Annotated in this window: 17 protein-coding genes; 5 read left to right on the top strand and 12 right to left on the bottom strand. The window is 76.2% G+C overall.

What is annotated here, in order from left to right; translation table 11 throughout:
• Positions 1-3 precede the first annotated feature (3 nt).
• Positions 4-975 carry a cyclase family protein gene (locus tag ACI796_RS00835; protein WP_456939354.1) on the bottom strand — a complete coding sequence of 324 codons (972 nt, stop codon included), beginning with the start codon at positions 973-975 and terminating at the stop codon, positions 4-6.
• Positions 976-1,093: 118 nt separating this feature from the next.
• Here ACI796_RS00835 and ACI796_RS00830 point away from each other — a divergent pair, with 118 nt between their 5' ends.
• A complete protein-coding gene (locus tag ACI796_RS00830; RefSeq protein WP_456939353.1) occupies positions 1,094-2,365 on the top strand; it encodes a hydroxyacid-oxoacid transhydrogenase in 1,272 nt (423 codons plus the stop codon).
• Positions 2,366-2,384: 19 nt separating this feature from the next.
• Here the strand turns inward: ACI796_RS00830 and ACI796_RS00825 are convergent, their stop codons facing one another.
• The 3 genes from ACI796_RS00825 to ACI796_RS00815 form a co-directional block, all read right to left on the bottom strand.
• Complete coding sequence (locus ACI796_RS00825; RefSeq protein WP_456939352.1) at positions 2,385-2,801, bottom strand: PaaI family thioesterase; 417 nt, start codon at positions 2,799-2,801, stop codon at positions 2,385-2,387.
• Positions 2,798-3,370, bottom strand: coding sequence for a dienelactone hydrolase family protein (locus tag ACI796_RS00820; protein WP_456939351.1), 573 nt, complete (start codon positions 3,368-3,370; stop codon positions 2,798-2,800). Before ACI796_RS00820 ends, ACI796_RS00825 begins: the two co-directional genes overlap by 4 nt.
• An 83-nt stretch (positions 3,371-3,453) precedes the next feature.
• The gene (locus ACI796_RS00815) at positions 3,454-3,780 is read right to left on the bottom strand and encodes a WhiB family transcriptional regulator (protein ID WP_456939350.1); all 327 of its coding nucleotides are present in this window, start codon (positions 3,778-3,780) and stop codon (positions 3,454-3,456) included.
• A 264-nt stretch (positions 3,781-4,044) separates the two neighbouring features.
• Here ACI796_RS00815 and ACI796_RS00810 point away from each other — a divergent pair, with 264 nt between their 5' ends.
• Together ACI796_RS00810 and ACI796_RS00805 are read left to right on the top strand one after the other, a co-directional pair.
• Positions 4,045-4,386, top strand: coding sequence for a YciI family protein (locus ACI796_RS00810; protein ID WP_456939349.1), 342 nt, complete (start codon positions 4,045-4,047; stop codon positions 4,384-4,386).
• Between the two features lie 3 nt (positions 4,387-4,389).
• Positions 4,390-5,661, top strand: coding sequence for an RNA polymerase sigma factor (locus ACI796_RS00805; protein WP_456939348.1), 1,272 nt, complete (start codon positions 4,390-4,392; stop codon positions 5,659-5,661).
• A gap of 4 nt (positions 5,662-5,665) precedes the next feature.
• Here ACI796_RS00805 and ACI796_RS00800 read toward each other — a convergent pair whose 3' ends face one another.
• The 5 genes from ACI796_RS00800 to ACI796_RS00780 all read right to left on the bottom strand — a co-directional run bounded on the left by ACI796_RS00800 (position 5,666) and on the right by ACI796_RS00780 (position 9,501).
• A complete protein-coding gene (locus ACI796_RS00800; RefSeq protein ID WP_456939347.1) occupies positions 5,666-6,928 on the bottom strand; it encodes a D-arabinono-1,4-lactone oxidase in 1,263 nt (420 codons plus the stop codon).
• Positions 6,929-6,951: 23 nt separating this feature from the next.
• Positions 6,952-8,298 carry a cytochrome P450 gene (locus ACI796_RS00795; protein WP_456939346.1) on the bottom strand — a complete coding sequence of 449 codons (1,347 nt, stop codon included), beginning with the start codon at positions 8,296-8,298 and terminating at the stop codon, positions 6,952-6,954.
• A 96-nt stretch (positions 8,299-8,394) separates the two neighbouring features.
• Entirely contained in the window at positions 8,395-8,862 is a 468-nt protein-coding gene (locus ACI796_RS00790) for a heme-degrading domain-containing protein (RefSeq protein WP_456939345.1), read from the bottom strand.
• Complete coding sequence (locus ACI796_RS00785) at positions 8,859-9,140, bottom strand: YciI-like protein (protein ID WP_456939344.1); 282 nt, start codon at positions 9,138-9,140, stop codon at positions 8,859-8,861. Before ACI796_RS00785 ends, ACI796_RS00790 begins: the two co-directional genes overlap by 4 nt.
• A 157-nt stretch (positions 9,141-9,297) precedes the next feature.
• Positions 9,298-9,501: a cold-shock protein gene (locus tag ACI796_RS00780; protein WP_012948522.1), complete on the bottom strand. Its 204-nt coding sequence runs from the start codon at positions 9,499-9,501 to the stop codon at positions 9,298-9,300.
• A gap of 544 nt (positions 9,502-10,045) precedes the next feature.
• Between ACI796_RS00780 and ACI796_RS00775 the strand changes: the two genes are divergently transcribed.
• Complete coding sequence (locus tag ACI796_RS00775; protein ID WP_456939343.1) at positions 10,046-10,870, top strand: alpha/beta hydrolase; 825 nt, start codon at positions 10,046-10,048, stop codon at positions 10,868-10,870.
• Between the two features lie 2 nt (positions 10,871-10,872).
• Here the strand turns inward: ACI796_RS00775 and ACI796_RS00770 are convergent, their stop codons facing one another.
• Positions 10,873-11,076, bottom strand: coding sequence for a hypothetical protein (locus tag ACI796_RS00770; protein ID WP_456939342.1), 204 nt, complete (start codon positions 11,074-11,076; stop codon positions 10,873-10,875).
• A gap of 78 nt (positions 11,077-11,154) precedes the next feature.
• Positions 11,155-13,482: an MFS transporter gene (locus tag ACI796_RS00765; RefSeq protein ID WP_456939341.1), complete on the bottom strand. Its 2,328-nt coding sequence runs from the start codon at positions 13,480-13,482 to the stop codon at positions 11,155-11,157.
• Between the two features lie 63 nt (positions 13,483-13,545).
• On the opposite strand from ACI796_RS00765, the gene ACI796_RS00760 reads away from it, so the two are divergent.
• Positions 13,546-14,157, top strand: coding sequence for a TetR family transcriptional regulator (locus ACI796_RS00760; RefSeq protein WP_456939340.1), 612 nt, complete (start codon positions 13,546-13,548; stop codon positions 14,155-14,157).
• A gap of 1 nt (position 14,158) precedes the next feature.
• Here the strand turns inward: ACI796_RS00760 and ACI796_RS00755 are convergent, their stop codons facing one another.
• Positions 14,159-15,487: a cytochrome P450 gene (locus ACI796_RS00755; protein ID WP_456939339.1), complete on the bottom strand. Its 1,329-nt coding sequence runs from the start codon at positions 15,485-15,487 to the stop codon at positions 14,159-14,161.
• Positions 15,488-15,583 lie beyond the last annotated feature (96 nt).

Raw genomic sequence — 15,583 nt, 5'->3', positions numbered from 1 at the left:
GGCTCACTTGAGGACGACGGGGTTGACCGGCGAGCCGCTGCCCTTGTGCACCTTGAGCGGTGCGGCGACGTAGAGGCCCTCGTACTGGCCGTCCTCGGCGGAGTCGGCGGCCAGCGCCTCGAGGTCGGCGATCTCGGTGAGGGTGACCCCGAGGTTGCGCATGAGTGCGTTGTGCAGCACGAGCGCGACGCCGGTGTTCGGGTCGGTGGTGACCTCGTTGGCGATGGTGTCGGTGACCAGGTTGGGGATCTCCATGTCCTGGAACCACTGCACCAGCTCCGGGCTGTAGACCAGGCCGGGCTCGTTGAAGCCGTCGTAGAAGGCGTCGCCCTGCTCGAAGAACAGCTGCAGGAAGTTCGTCCGGATGATCAGGATGTCCCGCTTGCGGATCTCCACCCCCTGCTCCTCCGCGCAGGCCAGCAGGTCCTCGTGGGTGAACGTCTCGCCCTTGTCCAGGGTGGGCCTGCCCCGGAAGCGGGCCATGTCCAGCAGCACGCCGCGGCCGACGACGCCGCGCTGGGCGATCGGCTCGACGCTGGCCTTGTCCAGCCCGCCGACGGTGGTGCGGGCGTCGTAGCCGTTCCAGATCTTCCCGCCGTACCAGACGTGGCCGAGGCCGTCGTACTGCGTGGAGCCCTGCAGGAAGGCGTTGATCTTGTCGTCGGCGTAGTGCAGGCCGCCGGGGTACTGCGGCGCGTCGTCGGAGTCCCAGGTGGACTCGTCGAGGATCTGGGTGCGCTCGGCGGGGGAGCGGCCGGGCCACACCGGGTCGCCCTTCGGGTCGCCGATCAGCCGCTGCAGCGTGAACACCTTGCCCTGCCGGACCAGCCCGACGGCGGCCAGCACCTGCTCGGGGCCGAGGTAGTTCAGGGCGCCGACCTCGTCGTCGTCGCCCCACTTGCCCCAGTTGGTGGGGGAGTCGGCGAGCAGGTCGTCGAGGGCGGGGACGGCGGTGGTCTCGGGTTCTGCGGTCACGGCTGACCTCCAGGGGGAAGGTTGGTGGGCGCACCCGACCCTGCCGCGCTGTGGTCCCCGCCACAAGGAGGGTGCAACGATCCGTGCAACCGGATCCGCCCGAGCCGAGGAGGCCGACATGACCGCCGAGTCCGTGTTCACCTACGGGGCACCGCAGCTGAAGTTCGGCAGCGGGGCGTCGGAGGAGATCGGCTACGACCTCAGCCGCTTCGGCGTGCGGCGGGTCCTGGTGGTCACCGACGCCGGGGTGTCGGCCACCGGCCTGCCGCAGCGGGTCGCCGACCAGATGGGCCGCTTCGGCATCGAGGCGCGGGTCTACGACGGCGTGCACGTCGAGCCGACCGACGTCAGCCTGACCGAGGCGATCGAGGCGGCCCGCGCGTCCGGGCCGTGGGACGCGTTCGTCGCGGTCGGCGGCGGGTCGAGCATCGACACCGCCAAGGCGATCGACCTGCTGACCACCAACCCCGGCGAGCTGCTGGACTACGTCAACGTGCCGGTGGGGAAGGGGCAGGCGCCGTCCGAGCCGCTCAAGCCGCTGGTCGCCGTCCCGACGACGACCGGCACCGGGTCGGAGAGCACGACGATCTGCGTGATGGACGTGCTGGCGCAGCGGGTGAAGACCGGCATCAGCCACGCGCGGCTGCGGCCCACCCTCGCCGTCATCGACCCCGACCTCACCGTCACCCAGCCGCCCGGGGTCACCGCCGCGGCCGGGATGGACATCCTGTGCCACGCGCTGGAGAGCTACACCGCGCGCTGGTACACGACCTACGACCGCAAGGCGCCCGAGCAGCGGGTGCCCTACTGCGGGTCCAACCCGATCTCGGACATGTGGTCGGAGAAGGCGCTGTCGCTGCTGGCCGGCTCGTTCCGGCGGGCGGTGCGGCACGGCGACGACACGGCCGCCCGGGGCGACATGGCGATGGCCGCGACCTTCGCCGGGATGGGCTTCGGCAACGCCGGCGTGCACGTCCCGCACGCCAACGCCTACCCGATCGCCGGGCAGGTGAAGGACTTCCACCCGAAGGACTACCCGGCCGGCGAGCCGATGGTGCCGCACGGGATGTCGGTGGCGCTGACCGCGCCGGAGGCCTTCCGGTTCACCTTCGAGGCGGCGCCCGAGCGGCACGTCCGGGCGGCGCAGCTGCTGGCCCCCAACGCCGGCGAGCCCGACGACCCGGCCGAGTTCCTGCCCACCGTCCTCACCGACCTGATGCGCGACATCGACATCCCCAACGGGATCGCCGCGGTCGGCTTCGACGAGGGCGACGTCGACGACCTGGTCGAGGGCACCATGAAGCAGCAGCGGCTGCTGGCCACCTGCCCGCGCGAGGTGACCGCCGAGGACGTCGCCGGGATCTTCCGCCGCTCGATGACGCTCTGGTGACGCCGCCGGGGTGAGCCCCTCAGCCCGCCGGGACGATCGTCTTGGTGACCTGCGCCGAGGCGACGAGGGCGCCGTCCACCGTCGCCTCGGACCGCAGGAACGCCACCGCGCGGCCGCGGCGCAGCACCGAGCCGGTGACGTCGACCCGCGCGCCGGCGCGCACCGGGCGCAGCAGGGAGGCGGTGAGGTCGTGGGTGACCGCGTGCTCGCCGTCGCCCAGGGAGGGCAGCAGCGACAGGAAGGCCGCCACGTCGAGGAAGGTGTAGACGACGCCGCCGTGCAGCAGCGCCGCCTGGTTCTGCGCGGCCGCGGCGACGGGGAACCAGATGCCGGCGGTCGGGTCGGCGGGGTCGCGCAGCTGCATGCCCAGGTGCCGGTGCAGCGGGATGTCGAGGACCGCCTGCACCCGGGCGGCGGCCACCTCCGGCGAGCTCACGCGCGCGCCAGCAGGTCGAGCACCCGGCGGGTGAGCAGCGCCGCGGCGTCCGGGTCGTGGGAGGGCAGCGTGCGGTCGGCGAAGTAGTGCCGGTCGCCGGGGTAGGTGAACACCTCGGCGTCGTCGGCCTCCTCCGCGAGCGCGCGGGCGGCCGCGAGGTCGCCCTCGTCGACGAAGAGCGGGTCGGCGTCCATGCCGTGCACCTGCACCGGGACGCCGGCCGGCCAGCGGCCGAACTCCTCCGCCGGGAGGCACGAGTAGAGGAGCACCGCGCCGCGGGCGCCGGGCCGGGTCTGCGCCAGGTGCTGCGCCGGGAGCACGCCCAGCGACATGCCCGCGTAGACCAGACCCTCGGGGAGGTCCGCCACGGCGCGGGCGCCGCGGTCCACCACCTCGCCGGAGCCGATCTCCCGCGCGTGGGCGACGCCGTCCTCGACCGAGCCGAAGGTGCGGCCCCCGAACAGGTCGGGGGTGTGCACCGTGTGCCCGGCCGCGCGCAGGTCGTCGGCGAACGCGGTGACGCCGGGCGTCAGCCCCAGCGCGTGGTGGAACAGCACGACCTCGGCCACGGCGGCTCCTTCGGCAGGCGACGGTCCGGCGGCGGGACCTGGGCCGGACCGTAACCCGCGGGACCGGCGCCCCGCCCGGGCGGTCAGGCGCTGAGCGGCATGCTGCGGCGGGCCAGGCGCACCCGCCGCCGCTCGCGCTCGGACAGCCCGCCCCAGATGCCGAAGCGCTCGTCGTTGGCCAGCGCGTACTCCAGGCACTCGGTGCGGACGTCGCAGCCCGCGCACACGCGCTTGGCCTCGCGGGTCGAGCCGCCCTTCTCCGGGAAGAAGGCCTCGGGGTCGGTCTCGGCGCACAGCGCGTCCAGCCGCCACGCGGCGTCGCCACCGGACAGCACGCTCCAGACCGAGCCGGCGACGGCGTCGGGCTGCGCGGAGGACTCGGTGATCAGGCTGAGGCGGGAGAGCGGCACGGGGGGCTCCTCGGGGGGTCTAGGAGGTGGCGTACCGCGACGTGACGGACGGGTACGCCCTGACTGCTGACAGTGACGCTAATCAGTGCCTGCCTCGGCGCGCACCGTCAGAACATCTGCGGAACCCGGCCGTCCGGTTGTCAGATCATGCCGGAGACGACGGCGCGTGGGAGGTCTTCCGCGGGAGCTGTCGATCTGGTGCGGTGCTGCGTGTCGTAGAGGTGGAGGGCCCGGCAGGCGGGCCCCCGGAGCCCGGAGGACGGCATGACGAAGTACCTGGTCCTGATCTACGAGGACGAGACGCAGTACGCCACCGCGACCCCCGACGTCTACGGCGAGATCACCGCCGAGCACGAGACCTTCTCCGCGGGCGTGGAGCGGCACGGCGCCAAGCTGCTCGGCGGCGAGGCGCTGGAGCCGACGACGACGGCGACCAGCGTGCGCGGTGGCGAGGTCACCGACGGCCCGTTCGCCGAGACGAAGGAGGCCCTCGGCGGCTACTACCTGATCGACGCGCCCGACCTCGACACCGCGCTGGCCGTCGCGCGCACCGTGCCGGCCCGCTTCGGCGGCGTCGAGGTCCGCCCGGTGATGACCTTCGACTGACCGGTGTCCTCCACGACCGCCGGTCCCCTCGGCCCCGCCGTCGCGGCCGCGGTCGCCGACGCGCACCGTCGCGAGTGGGCCTTCGTGCTCGCCGCGACGGTGCGCGTCACCCGCGACCTCGACGTCGCCGAGGAGTGCGTCCAGGACGCCTTCGCCGCGGCGCTGACCGACTGGGCCGCGCACGGCGTCCCCGCGCGCCCCGGCGCCTGGCTGACCACCGCGGCCCGGCGGCGGGCGCTCAACGTGCTCCGGCACCGCGGCGTCGAGCGCCGGCACCTGCCGCTGCTGGTCGAGGACGACCGTGTCGACGGCGGGATCGCGCCCGCGCTGGTCGACGAGGCGCACGGCTATCCCGACGACCGGCTGCGGCTGGTGGTCACCTGCTGCCACCCCGCGCTGGACCGCCCGGCGCAGGTGGCGCTCACCCTGCGCCTGGTGTGCGGGCTGAGCACCGCCGAGGTCGCGCGCGCCTTCCTCGTCCCGACGGCGACCATGGCCGCGCGGATGACCCGCGCCAAGAAGAAGATCGCCGTCGCCCGCATCCCGTACCGGGTGCCGCCGGCCGCGGAGCTGCCCGAGCGGATCGACGCCGTCCTGTCGGTGGTGCACCTGCTGTTCACCACCGGCCACACCACCCCGGCCGGGGAGGACCTGGTGCGCCGCGACCTGGTGGAGCGCGCGGTCGGGCTGGCCCGGATGCTGCGCCGGCTGCTTCCGGGCGACCCGGCGGTCGCCGGGCTGCTCGCGCTGCTGTTGCTCACCGACGCCCGCCGCGAGACGCGCACCGGCGCCGACGGCCGGCTGCTGCTGCTCGAGGAGCAGGACCGCACACGCTGGGACCGGGCCGCCATCGCCGAGGGCGTCGCGCTGGCCCGCGAGGCGCTGCGCGCCCGGCCGCCGTCGCGGTACGCGCTGCAGGCGGCGATCGCCGCGGTGCACGCCGAGTCGCCGTCGTGGGCCGACACCGACTGGGCGGAGATCGTCGCGCTCTACGGCGTCCTCACCGCGGTGTGGCCCTCGCCGGTGGTGGCGCTCAACCGCGCGGTCGCCGTCGGGTTCGCCTCCGGGCCCGCGGCGGGGCTGGCCGCCCTCGACGAGCTCGCCGCCGAGCCGCAGCTGGCCGGCTACGGCTACCTGCCCGCCGCCCGCGCAGACCTGCTGCGGCGGCTCGGCCGGGTCGCCGAGGCCCGCGACGCCTACGCCGAGGCGCTGCTGCTGACCGAGAACGCCGTCGAGCGGGAGTTCCTCGCCGGCCGGCTGCGCGAGCTGGGCTGAGCGGTCAGGCGAACGCGGCGACCGTCCGGTCCAGGTAGTCGTTGCGGAACGCGCCGCGCGGGTCGTACCGGCGCACCAGCGCCCGGAAGTCGGCCATCCGCGGGTACAGCCCGGCCAGCTCGTCGGCCTCCGTGGTGAACAGCTTGCCCCAGTGCGGGCGGGCGCCGAACGGGCGCAGCGCGGCCTCGATCGCCGGCAGCACCGCGGTGACGGCGGGCTGGTCGGGCACCCAGGTGAAGTGCAGCGCCATGACGTCGCCGCCCGACGCCGGGCTCAGCCACAGCCCGTCGGCGGCGACGGTGCGGATCTCACTGACCTGCAGCAGCGGCGCGACCCGGTCGGCGAGGCCGCGCAGTGCCTCCACGGCGGCGCGGCCGTGCCGGCGGGGGACGAACCACTCGCTCTGCAGCTCGTCGCCCTTGCTCGGGGTGAACTCGGCGCGGAAGTGCGGCAGCCGCTCGTGCCACTCGCCGGGCACGCCGAGCTGCTCGGTGAGGTTCTCGACCGGGGTGTCGGGGAGCATGTGCGTCGGCTCGGTGGCCGCGCGGGCGCCGAAGAAGTCCTCGGGGGCGGCGGGGTCCTCCGGCCGGGACTTGACCCACACCGAGGTGACCCGGTGCCAGTCGGTGAAGACGCTGACGCTGTAGGCGGCGTCGGCGACGGCGTCGAGGTCGGCGAACAGCCGGTCCCAGGTCATGTCGACGTACACGGTGTTGGCGACGTCGAACGTCGGCTGGAACCGCAACGCCACCCGGGTGACGACGCCGAGCGCGCCGAGGTGCACGACCGCGCCGGGCAGGTCGGCGTCGCCCTCGCCGAGGACGGCGACCCCGCCGTCGGAGCGCACCAGCTCCAGCCCGGCGACCGACGTGGCGAGCGAGCCGTTGCGGTTCCCCGAGCCGTGGGTGCCGGTGGCGGTGGCGCCGGCGACGGTGATGTGCGGCAGGGACGCCAGGTTGTGCAGCGCCCGCCCGGACGGGGCCAGCTCCCGGACCAGCTCGCTGTAGCGCATCCCGGCCGGCACCCACAGGACGCCGCTGCCGTCGTCGTCGGCCCGCGCGACCTCCACCCCGGTGTCCAGGTCGTCGAGGACCACCAGGTCGGCGGTCGTGTCCGCGATGTCGTTGAAGCAGTGCCGCGAGCCGAGGGCCTTCACCCGCTCGCTGCCGGCCACGACCTCCTGCACCTCGGCCACCGTCCGCGGCCGGTGCACCCGCGTGGCGCGGTAGGTGAGGTTGCCGGCCCAGGTGCGCAGCGGGGTCTCCACGGGCGGAACGCTACGGGGCGGCCTCAGCGGGCGGCGTCGGCGGCGGGGGACAGCGCCGGGGCGAGCGCGACCGGCAGCGTCTCCCAGCCGCGCAGGATGACCGTGCCCCGGCGGTGCCCGGCGCCGGCGGCGGTGAGGCCGGGGAACCGCTCGAACAGCGCCCGCAGGGCGACCTCGCCCTCCATCCGCGCCAGGGCGGCGCCCAGGCAGAAGTGGATGCCGCTGGAGAAGGCGACGTGGTCGCGGGCGTTGCGGCGGGTGACGTTGAAGGCGTGCGGGTCGTCGAACACCCGCGGGTCGCGGTTGGCCGCGGCGAGGACGAGCAGCACCAGGTCGCCCTCGGCGATCGGCACCCCGTGCACCTCGGTGGCGCGCCTGGCCCGCCGGCCGGTCCGCTGCACCGGCGACTCCAGGCGCAGCACCTCGTCGACGGCGTTCGGCCACAGCGACGGGTCCTCGACGAGCAGCCGGCGCTGGTCCGGGTGGGCGAACAGCAGCGCGGCGCCGTTGCTGACCAGGTTGACGGTCGTCTCGAAGCCGGCGCCGAACACCAGCGCGGCGGTGGCCATGAGCTCCTGCTCGGTGAGCGCGGCGCCGTCGTCGTCGGCCGCGGTGACCAGGCCGGACAGCAGGTCGTCGCCGGGCGCACGGCGCAGCCGGTGCAGGTGGCCGCGGAACCAGGCGTCGAGCTCGCCGAGGTTGCGCTCGACCTCGCGGTGGGTGCGCCAGGACAGGCCCATGTCCAGGCTCGGGGTGGCGCCGTCGGCCCAGGCGAGGAACTGCTCGCGCATGGCCAGCGGGACGCCGAGCACCTCGGAGATGACCGTGACCGGCAGCAGGCCGGCGTAGCGGGCGACGAGGTCCACCTGCCCGCCGGTGGCCGCGGCCTCGCGCTCGAGGTCGTCGAGCAGGCCGTGCGCGATCTCGCCGGTGCGCTCGCGCAGCCGGGCCACCGCCCGGGCGGTGAAGGCGCGGCTGACCAGCCGGCGGTAGCGGGTGTGGTCGGGCGGGTCGACGGCGAGCATCGACGGCGGGTCGATCGGCCCGACGCTGGGCCGCGGGCCGGCCAGCCGCAGCGCCAGCCGCAGCACCGGCGGCAGGCCCTCGGTGCGGTTGCCGCCGATCTGGCCGAAGTCGTCGCTGCGCAGGACGTCGGTGCAGACGTCGTGGTGCACGCTGACCCGCGCGAACGCGCCCCCGGCGAACGGCGCGGGCGTGCGCAGCCGCTCGTAGTGGGCGTAGGGGTCCTCGCGGACGACCGGGTCGCGGAGCACCTCGGCGTCGGGGTTGCCCGCCCGGGCCCGCGCCCGGATCGCCAGCCGCATCGCGCCGTGGGTCGCGGCCCAGCGGACCGCACTGCGCACCGTCACGTCCCCGCGCCTCCGGAGTCCCGTCGCCGGCCCCGTCGCCGTCGACGGTGCACATCCTGTGACACGGAGCCCACAGGTACCAGTACCGACCCGTACTCAGCGGCCGAGGTGCGCCCGGATCGCCGCGACGACCATCCGGTGGTCCTCCAGCTGCGGCAGCCCGGACACCACGACGACGCCGACCGGGCCGACGTCGCGCACGAACACCGGCACGGCGCCGCCGTGTGCCGCGTACCGCCGGAGGTCCAGGCCCGAGGACTCCTCGAAGGTGGTGCCCCGCTCGATCCAGGTCTGCCGGACGTACAGCGAGCCGTGCCCGAAGCGCTGCACGGTCCGGGCCTTGCGCGCGATCCAGTCCGCGTTGTCCGGGGTGGCGCCGGTCAGGGCGGCGGAGAACAGCCGGTGCCCGTTGCGCCGGATCTCGATGGCCACCGGCGCGTCGGCCCTGCGGGCGGTGGCCACGAGCGCCGAGCCGAGGTCCCAGGCGTCGTCGTTGGTGAAGCTCGTGAACCGCAGCTCGTCCTCCTCGGCGGCGAGCTCGGCGACGGTCGGGAAGCCGCTCACGACCCCTGCCCCCCGACCACGACGTTCCACGGCCGGACCGTCCAGCTCGTCACCAGGCCGTGGACGACGTACGGGTCGGCCTCGGCGAAGCGCTCCACGACGTCGCGGTCGGCCGTCCAGATCAGCAGCGCCCGGTCGAAGGGGTCGGGCAGCGCGCCGGCGAGCAGCAGCTCACCCCGCTCGCGCGCCGCGCGGGCGAGGGCGAGGTGGTCCTCCCGCAGCGCCGCCCGCCGCTCCAGGTAGTCGTCGGCGAGGGAGTACTCGAGCAGCAGGTACATGGCCGCCACTCTCACACGGAGGCGTGCCCGCCGGGCGTCCCGCGGTCCGGTCCCGGGTCCGGGGACGACGGGACCCCCGCGGCCGGGGGGCCGTGGGGGTCCGGGGTGGTGCGGCGGGAGGACGCGGCGCGGTCGCGCCGCGTGCCCCCGGTGGTGCTCAGATCGCGCGGACGTTCTCCGCCTGGGGGCCCTTCTGGCCCTGGGTGACGTCGAACTCGACGCGCTGCGCCTCGTCCAGCGACCGGTAGCCGGAGCCGCTGATCGCCGAGAAGTGGCAGAAGACGTCGGGGCCGCCGCCGTCCTGCTCGATGAAGCCGAAGCCCTTCTCCGCGTTGAACCACTTCACGGTGCCCTGGGTCATGTCGTTCTCTCTTCCGTGCTGGGGTGTCGGTCCGGCAGGCGCCGGAGCCGGGTCGCCGCACCGACCGGCAGGACCGAGAGGAACGTCAGGCAGAGACGACTGCGGACGTCCGAGAACGAAGCAGAGGCACGACAGCGACCGGAGGCGACTGTACCGGCTCCCGGCGCGGGGGCGGCGGCCGTCCCGCCGTCGTCACCAGCGGAGCGGGTCGGTCAGCCGGGACTGCGCCGTGCGGCAGACCCGGCAGTTCCCCCAGGCGAGCAGGGACAGCGGTGTGGTCGGCGAGCCACACTCGGGGCAGTCCACCGGTTCGTGGGACCGGTCCCGGGCGTCGCGCATCTCACTCGAGCGACGCTCGTGGACGGTCTCGTCGCCCCGGCAGGGACATCCGAGGTGGGTTTCGGCGCAGCGTCCGCGGTGTGTGGGAACGGGACCTCCTCCGGTCCGCCCCGACGCTACCGGTCGCGGGCCCTCCCCGGGTGCTCCCACAGTCGCCGCCCGGTCCGGGAGGGTCGCGGAGCGGGCCGTCCGCGACCATCGGGTCGTGCGCTCCGGACCGCGGGCGGCGCTGGTCGTCGTCCTCCTGTTGGCTGTGGTCGTGGGCCTGCTGTGGACGTTCCAGCGGCGCCTCGTCTACCTCCCCGACGACGGCCCGCTGCCCGCCGCGGCGGTCGCGGTCCCCGGCGCCCGGGACGTCGTGCTCACCACCGCCGACGGCCTGGCCCTGGGCGCCTGGTTCGTCCCCGGCCCGGACGCCGGCGCACCCGCCGTCCTGGTGGCGAACGGCAACGGCGGGCACCGGGGACTGCGCGCGCCGCTGGCCCGGGCGCTGTCGGACGCCGGGCTGGCGGTGCTGCTGTTCGACTACCGCGGCTACGGCGGCAACCCGGGCAGCCCGAGCGAGGAGGGCCTGGCGCTCGACGTCCGGGCGGCGCGGACCTGGCTGCTCGAGGAGGCCGGCGTGCCCGCGGGCCGGCTCCTCTACTACGGCGAGAGCCTGGGGGCCGCGGTGGTGACCGAGCTGGCCGTGGAGGACCCGCCGGCCGGGCTTGTGCTGCGGTCGCCGTTCACCGACCTGGCCGCCGTCGGTGCCGAGCACTACCCGTTCCTGCCGGTCCGGCTGCTGCTGCGCGACCGGTACCCGGTGGCCGAGGGGATCGCCCGGGTGCAGGTGCCGACGACGGTCGTCCTCGGCACCGCGGACACGATCGTGCCGCCGGCGCAGAGCCGGCGGGTCGCCGACGCCGCCGCGGCTCTGCACCGGCTGGTCGAGGTCCCCGGCGCCGACCACAACGACCTCGTCCTGCTCGACGGCGCGGCGCTGGTGGGCGCCGTCGTCGAGCTGGCCGCGCTGACCGCGGGGGAGTGAGGTCAGCGCGGCTCGTCCGGTAGCACGCTGCCCACCAGCCGCCGCCCCACCCAGTGCAGGGGCTCGTCCCCGAGCGCCGGGGCCTCGGGCACCGGGCCCCAGCCGGCCGGGGAGAGGTACGTCTCCCAGAGGTGCACCTGGGTCTGCCAGTACCGGGCCACCGCCTCCCGGACCCGGCCCGCCGTGCCCCCGGTCAGGATGTCCATGCCCCAGGATCGGTCGCCACGCCGGACCGCGACAGGGTCATCCCCGCCGCGTACCGCAGCGGTCCTGCCGGATCGGCCTCAGGGGCTCGCCGGCGCGGAGGTGCCCGTCTCCCCGGCGGTGGTCCCTTCGGTGGTCCCTTCGGTGGTCCCTTCGGTGGTGGTCGGGGTCTCGGTGGTCGTCGGGGTCTCGGTGGTCGTCGGGGTCTCGGTGGTCGTCGGGGTCTCGGTGGTCGTCGGGGTCTCGGTGGTCGTCGGGGTCTCGGTGGTCGTGGTCGTCTCGGTCGGTGTCGTGGTCTCGGCCGGCGGGGTGGTGGTCTCGGCCGGCGGGGTGGTGGTCTCGGCCGGTGGGGTGGTGGTCTCGGCCGGTGGTGTGGTGGTCGGGGCCGGTGGGGTGGTGGTCTCGGCCGGCGGTGTCGTGGTCGGGGTGGGCGTCGTGGTCTCGGCCGGTGGTGTGGTGGTCGGGGCCGGTGGGGTGGTGGTCTCGGCCGGCGGTGTCGTGGTCGGGGTGGGCGTCGCGATCTCGGCCGGCGGGTTGGTGGCCTCGGGCGGGGTGGTGGTCTCGGCCGGTGGGGTGGTGGTCTCGGCCGGCGTGGCCGGGGCCGGTGCCGCCGCGGCCCGGGTGGTCGGCGCGGCCGCCGTCGTTTCGGCGGGCGGCTCGGGTGTCTCGGGCAGCGCGGCCGGGTCGGTCACGGGCGGTGGCGCGACCGCGGCGGCGGTGGCGGACTGCTGCGGCGGTGCGGTCCGCGGCGCCTCGGTCAGCGCGGCGGGGACGGTGTCCGGCAGGTCGGTCGACCTCGTGAGGGTGCGGGCCACCAGACCGACTCCGGCGAGGAGGCCCAGCACCACCGCGGCCACCAGGACCGCCTGCACCCCGCGCGGCACGCGCCGGGCCGGGACCACCCGCGGCACCGGTGCCACGTCCACGACCGGCTGCCGCCGTGCCGTCAGCGGCACGACCGGACGCAGCGCCCGCCCGATGATGCCGCGGTGCCGGGCCTGCGCCCGCCGGGGTGCGAGCACGGCGGCCAGCAGCGCGCCGCCCAGCAGGGCCGCCGCTCCGACGCGCAACGCGACGGTGTAGCCGGCGGCGAACGCCTCCCGGGCGCCGTCGGCCACCGCCGCGCCGGCGGGGGACGGGTCATCCCCGTAGACGGCGAGCAGGACGCCGGCGGCGACCGCGCCGCCGATCGCGCCGCCGACCCAGCGGGTCGCGTCCGCGACCGCCGCGGCGGGCGTGCGCCGGGCGGCGGGCAGGCCCTCGGTGATCAGCGCCGTCCCCGAGACGAGGGCCTGGCCGAAGCCGATCCCGAAGAGGAACGCCGCCGCGGGGAACTGCCACAGCGGGGCGTCGCCGTCGGCCTGCCGGGACAGCAGGAACGCCCCGATGCCCATCTGGACCAGCGCCCGCATCGTGACGGCGCGGGGGCCCTGCCGGCGCAGCACCGGCGCGATCCGCACGGCCACGGTGGTGCCGACCGCCATCGGCAGCAGCCACAGCGCGGCCTGCACGGGCGAGAGGCCGCGCAGGTACTGGAGCCACTGCGGTGCGAGGAAGAGCAGACCGCAGGCGGCGGCGAACTGCAGGAAGACGACGGCACGGCCCAGGGCCAGGCGGCGGTCGCGGAACAGCCGGACGTCGACCACCGGGTGCCGGCTGCGCAGCTCGTGGCGGGTGAACGCGGCCAGGGACACCGCGCCGACGGCGAGGGCGGTGAGCGTCGTCGCGTCGGTCCACCCGCGCCCGGGCCCCTCGACGACGCCCCACACGACGCCCCCGAGACCGGCGAGGGCGAGCACGCCGCCGAGCGGGTCCAGCGGCAGGTGCGGGTCCCGCGAGGCCGGGACGACCGCGAGGCACGGCAGCAGGACCAGCCCGGCCAGCACACCGGAGGCGACCGGCACGCTGCCCCACCAGGCGACCTCGAGCAGCGCACCGGACAGGAGCAGCCCCAGCAGCACGCCCGCGCCGGAGACCGCGGCCCACACCCGGACCGCGGAGCCGTGGCGCTCGGCGGGATGCGCGTCGACGAGCACCGCCAGCGTGGCCGGCACGACCGCCGCCGCGCCGACGCCGGCCAGCCCGCGCAGCGCGACGAGGGTGGCCGGGTCGGTGACCAGCCCCGACGCCGTGCTGCACGCGGCGAACACCGCCAGGCCCAGCAGCAGCGCGCCGCGCCGGCCGAAGCGGTCGGCGGCGGCGCCCAGCGGCAGCAGCAGCGCGGCGAAGGTCAGCCCGTACGCGTGGACCGCCCAGGTCAGCTCGGTCTGCGTCGCCTCGGTGGCGCGGCCGAGCTCGGGCAGGGCCAGCGACAGCGAGAAGGCGGCTCCGACCACCAGGGCCGAGGCGACGCACGTGACGGCGAGCAGGCTGCCGCGCCGGCCCCGGACTCCACGGGCGTCGGGCATGCTGTGCTCCAGACGATCGCCTGACACGCCCGTCTCAGGGCGGTGGCCCAGGATGGAGGGGCCGTGACGGAGACCGCAACCCCCGTGCGGCTGCTGGACGCGGCCGAGGAGCTGCTCGCGACCGGCGGTGCCGCGGGCACCTCGGTGCGTGACGTGCTGCGCCGGGCCGGCGTCGCCAACGCCGCTGCGGTGGGCTACTACTTCGGCGGCAAGGACGGGCTGGTCGCCGCGGTCGAGCGCCGGGTCGTGGACGGCGTGGTCGCCGACCGGGAGCGGGTGCTGGCGGGCCTGGGCGACGACGCCGGCGTCGAGGCGTTCGTCGACGGCTGGGTGCGGCCGATCGTGGCCCTGCGCTGCGCCGGCCGCGGCCGGTACGCCGCCCGGGTGTTCACCCGGATCTTCGACCAGCCGCCGGACCGCTGGGAGGCCAACGGCGCGGCGGCCGTGCGCGCGTCGGCCGGGCGGTACTGCGCCGCGCTCGCGCCGCTGCTCCCGCACCTGGAGGCCCGCGAGCTCACCTGGCGCTGGCAGTGCGTCACCGCGACGACGGACTTCTACGCCATCGGCGCCCTCGACTTCGGCGAGCCGGCGCCCGGGCCGGACGACGTCGACGCGCACGTGCACCGCCTCGTCGTCCCGGGCGCCGCGCTGCTCCGGGCCGACCCGGCCGGCTGAGTCAGAACGTCACCGGCAGCGCGTCGACCCCGTACACGAACGACAGCCGGCGGAAGGCCAGCCGCTCGGGCGGGACGGCGAGGGCGAGGTCGGGGAAGCGCCGGAACAGGGCCGGCAGCACGACCCGCAGCTCCAGCCGGGCCAGCTCGGCGCCGACGCAGCGGTGGATGCCGTGGCCGAAGGCGAGGTGGCCGCCGCGGGTCGAGCGGGAGGGGTCGGGCGCGTCGGGGTGCGCGCCGGCCCAGGCGGGGTCGCGGTTCGCGGCGCTCAGCGAGACGAGGACGGCGTCGCCGGCCCGCAGCCGGTGCCCGGCGACCTCGGTGTCCCGCCGGGCGAAGCGGGGGAAGGCCACCTGCACCACCGAGAGCAGCCGGAGCAGCTCGTCCACCACCGTCTCGACGTCCCGGCGCGAGCCCTCCCGCACCAGGGCCGCGGCGGCCGGGTCGCGCAGCAGGACCAGCGTGCCGAGCGAGATCGTCGACGCCGTCGTCTCGAACCCGCCGGTGACGATGCCGTCGGCCAGCCCGGCCAGGTCGGCGTCGGAGACGGCGTCGCCGTGCTCGCGGACGATCCGCCCGAGCAGCCCGTCGCCGGGGTCCCGGCGCTGCCGCGCGACCGCGTCGAACAGCAGCCGGCGCTGCGCGGACACCGCGCCGAACGCGCCGGCCGTGCCGCGGGCGGCGTCGAAGCGCCGGGTCGCCAGCCGGGTGACCAGCTGCTCGTCGGGACGGTCGAGGCCCAGCAGGGCGCAGACGGTCCGCATCGGGACGGGGCCGGAGACGTGCCGCGCCAGGTCGGCCGGCGGCCCGGCCGCGGCGAGCTCGTCGAGCTGCCGGGCGACGGTGGCCTCGATCGCCGGCTCGAGGCGCTGCAGGCGGGCGCGCGTGAACTCCGGGGCGACCAGGCCGCGCAGCCGGGTGTGGTCGGGCGGATCGGTGAACCCCAGGCCGCCGACGTCGTCGGCCGTGGCCGGGCCGGTGCCGCTGAACAGGTGGCGGACGTCGGTGCTGAACCCGTCGCGGTCGGCGAGCACCGCGCGGGCCTCCGCGGCGCCGGTCACCAGGAGCACGGAGAGGTCGAAGGGCAGGTCCAGGCGCCGCACCGGCCCGCCGTCGCGCAGCTCGGGCACCGGGTCGACGTCGACCCGCCGCAGCGGCACCGTCGCGGCGGCCGGCAGGAAGGTGAGGCGGGAGAGGTCCAGCCCGCGGCGGCGGACGCGGCGCAGCGCCAGGCGGCCCAGCCAGCCGCGGACGAGCGCCGCCGGGCCGCGGCGGGTAGGAGAGGAGGTCGGCGGCTGCGGGGGGTCGAGGGTGCACTCGGGAGCGGACACGGCGCCTCGTCGTCGGGCCACGGGGGTGGAGCCCGGCGGGACGTGACCTCGGCCCCGCCGGGCAGCTCGAGCCTCCCGACGGCGCCGCGTGCGGAC

It is taken from the genome of Geodermatophilus sp. SYSU D00525, from assembly GCF_054050475.1.
Note: the sequence above shows the minus strand (reverse complement) of the source record. Positions and strands in the feature narration are given on the sequence as shown.

Bases quoted from the DNA above. Each gene is read 5' to 3' on its own strand.
- ACI796_RS00810 (WP_456939349.1), top strand. From the start codon at position 4,045: ATGACGAAGTACCTGGTCCTGATCTACGAGGACGAGACGCAGTACGCC.
- ACI796_RS00780 (WP_012948522.1), bottom strand. From the start codon at position 9,501: ATGACCCAGGGCACCGTGAAGTGGTTCAACGCGGAGAAGGGCTTCGGC.
- ACI796_RS00770 (WP_456939342.1), bottom strand. From the start codon at position 11,076: ATGGACATCCTGACCGGGGGCACGGCGGGCCGGGTCCGGGAGGCGGTG.
- ACI796_RS00785 (WP_456939344.1), bottom strand. From the start codon at position 9,140: ATGTACCTGCTGCTCGAGTACTCCCTCGCCGACGACTACCTGGAGCGG.
- ACI796_RS00830 (WP_456939353.1), top strand. From the start codon at position 1,094: ATGACCGCCGAGTCCGTGTTCACCTACGGGGCACCGCAGCTGAAGTTC.
- ACI796_RS00765 (WP_456939341.1), bottom strand. From the start codon at position 13,482: ATGCCCGACGCCCGTGGAGTCCGGGGCCGGCGCGGCAGCCTGCTCGCC.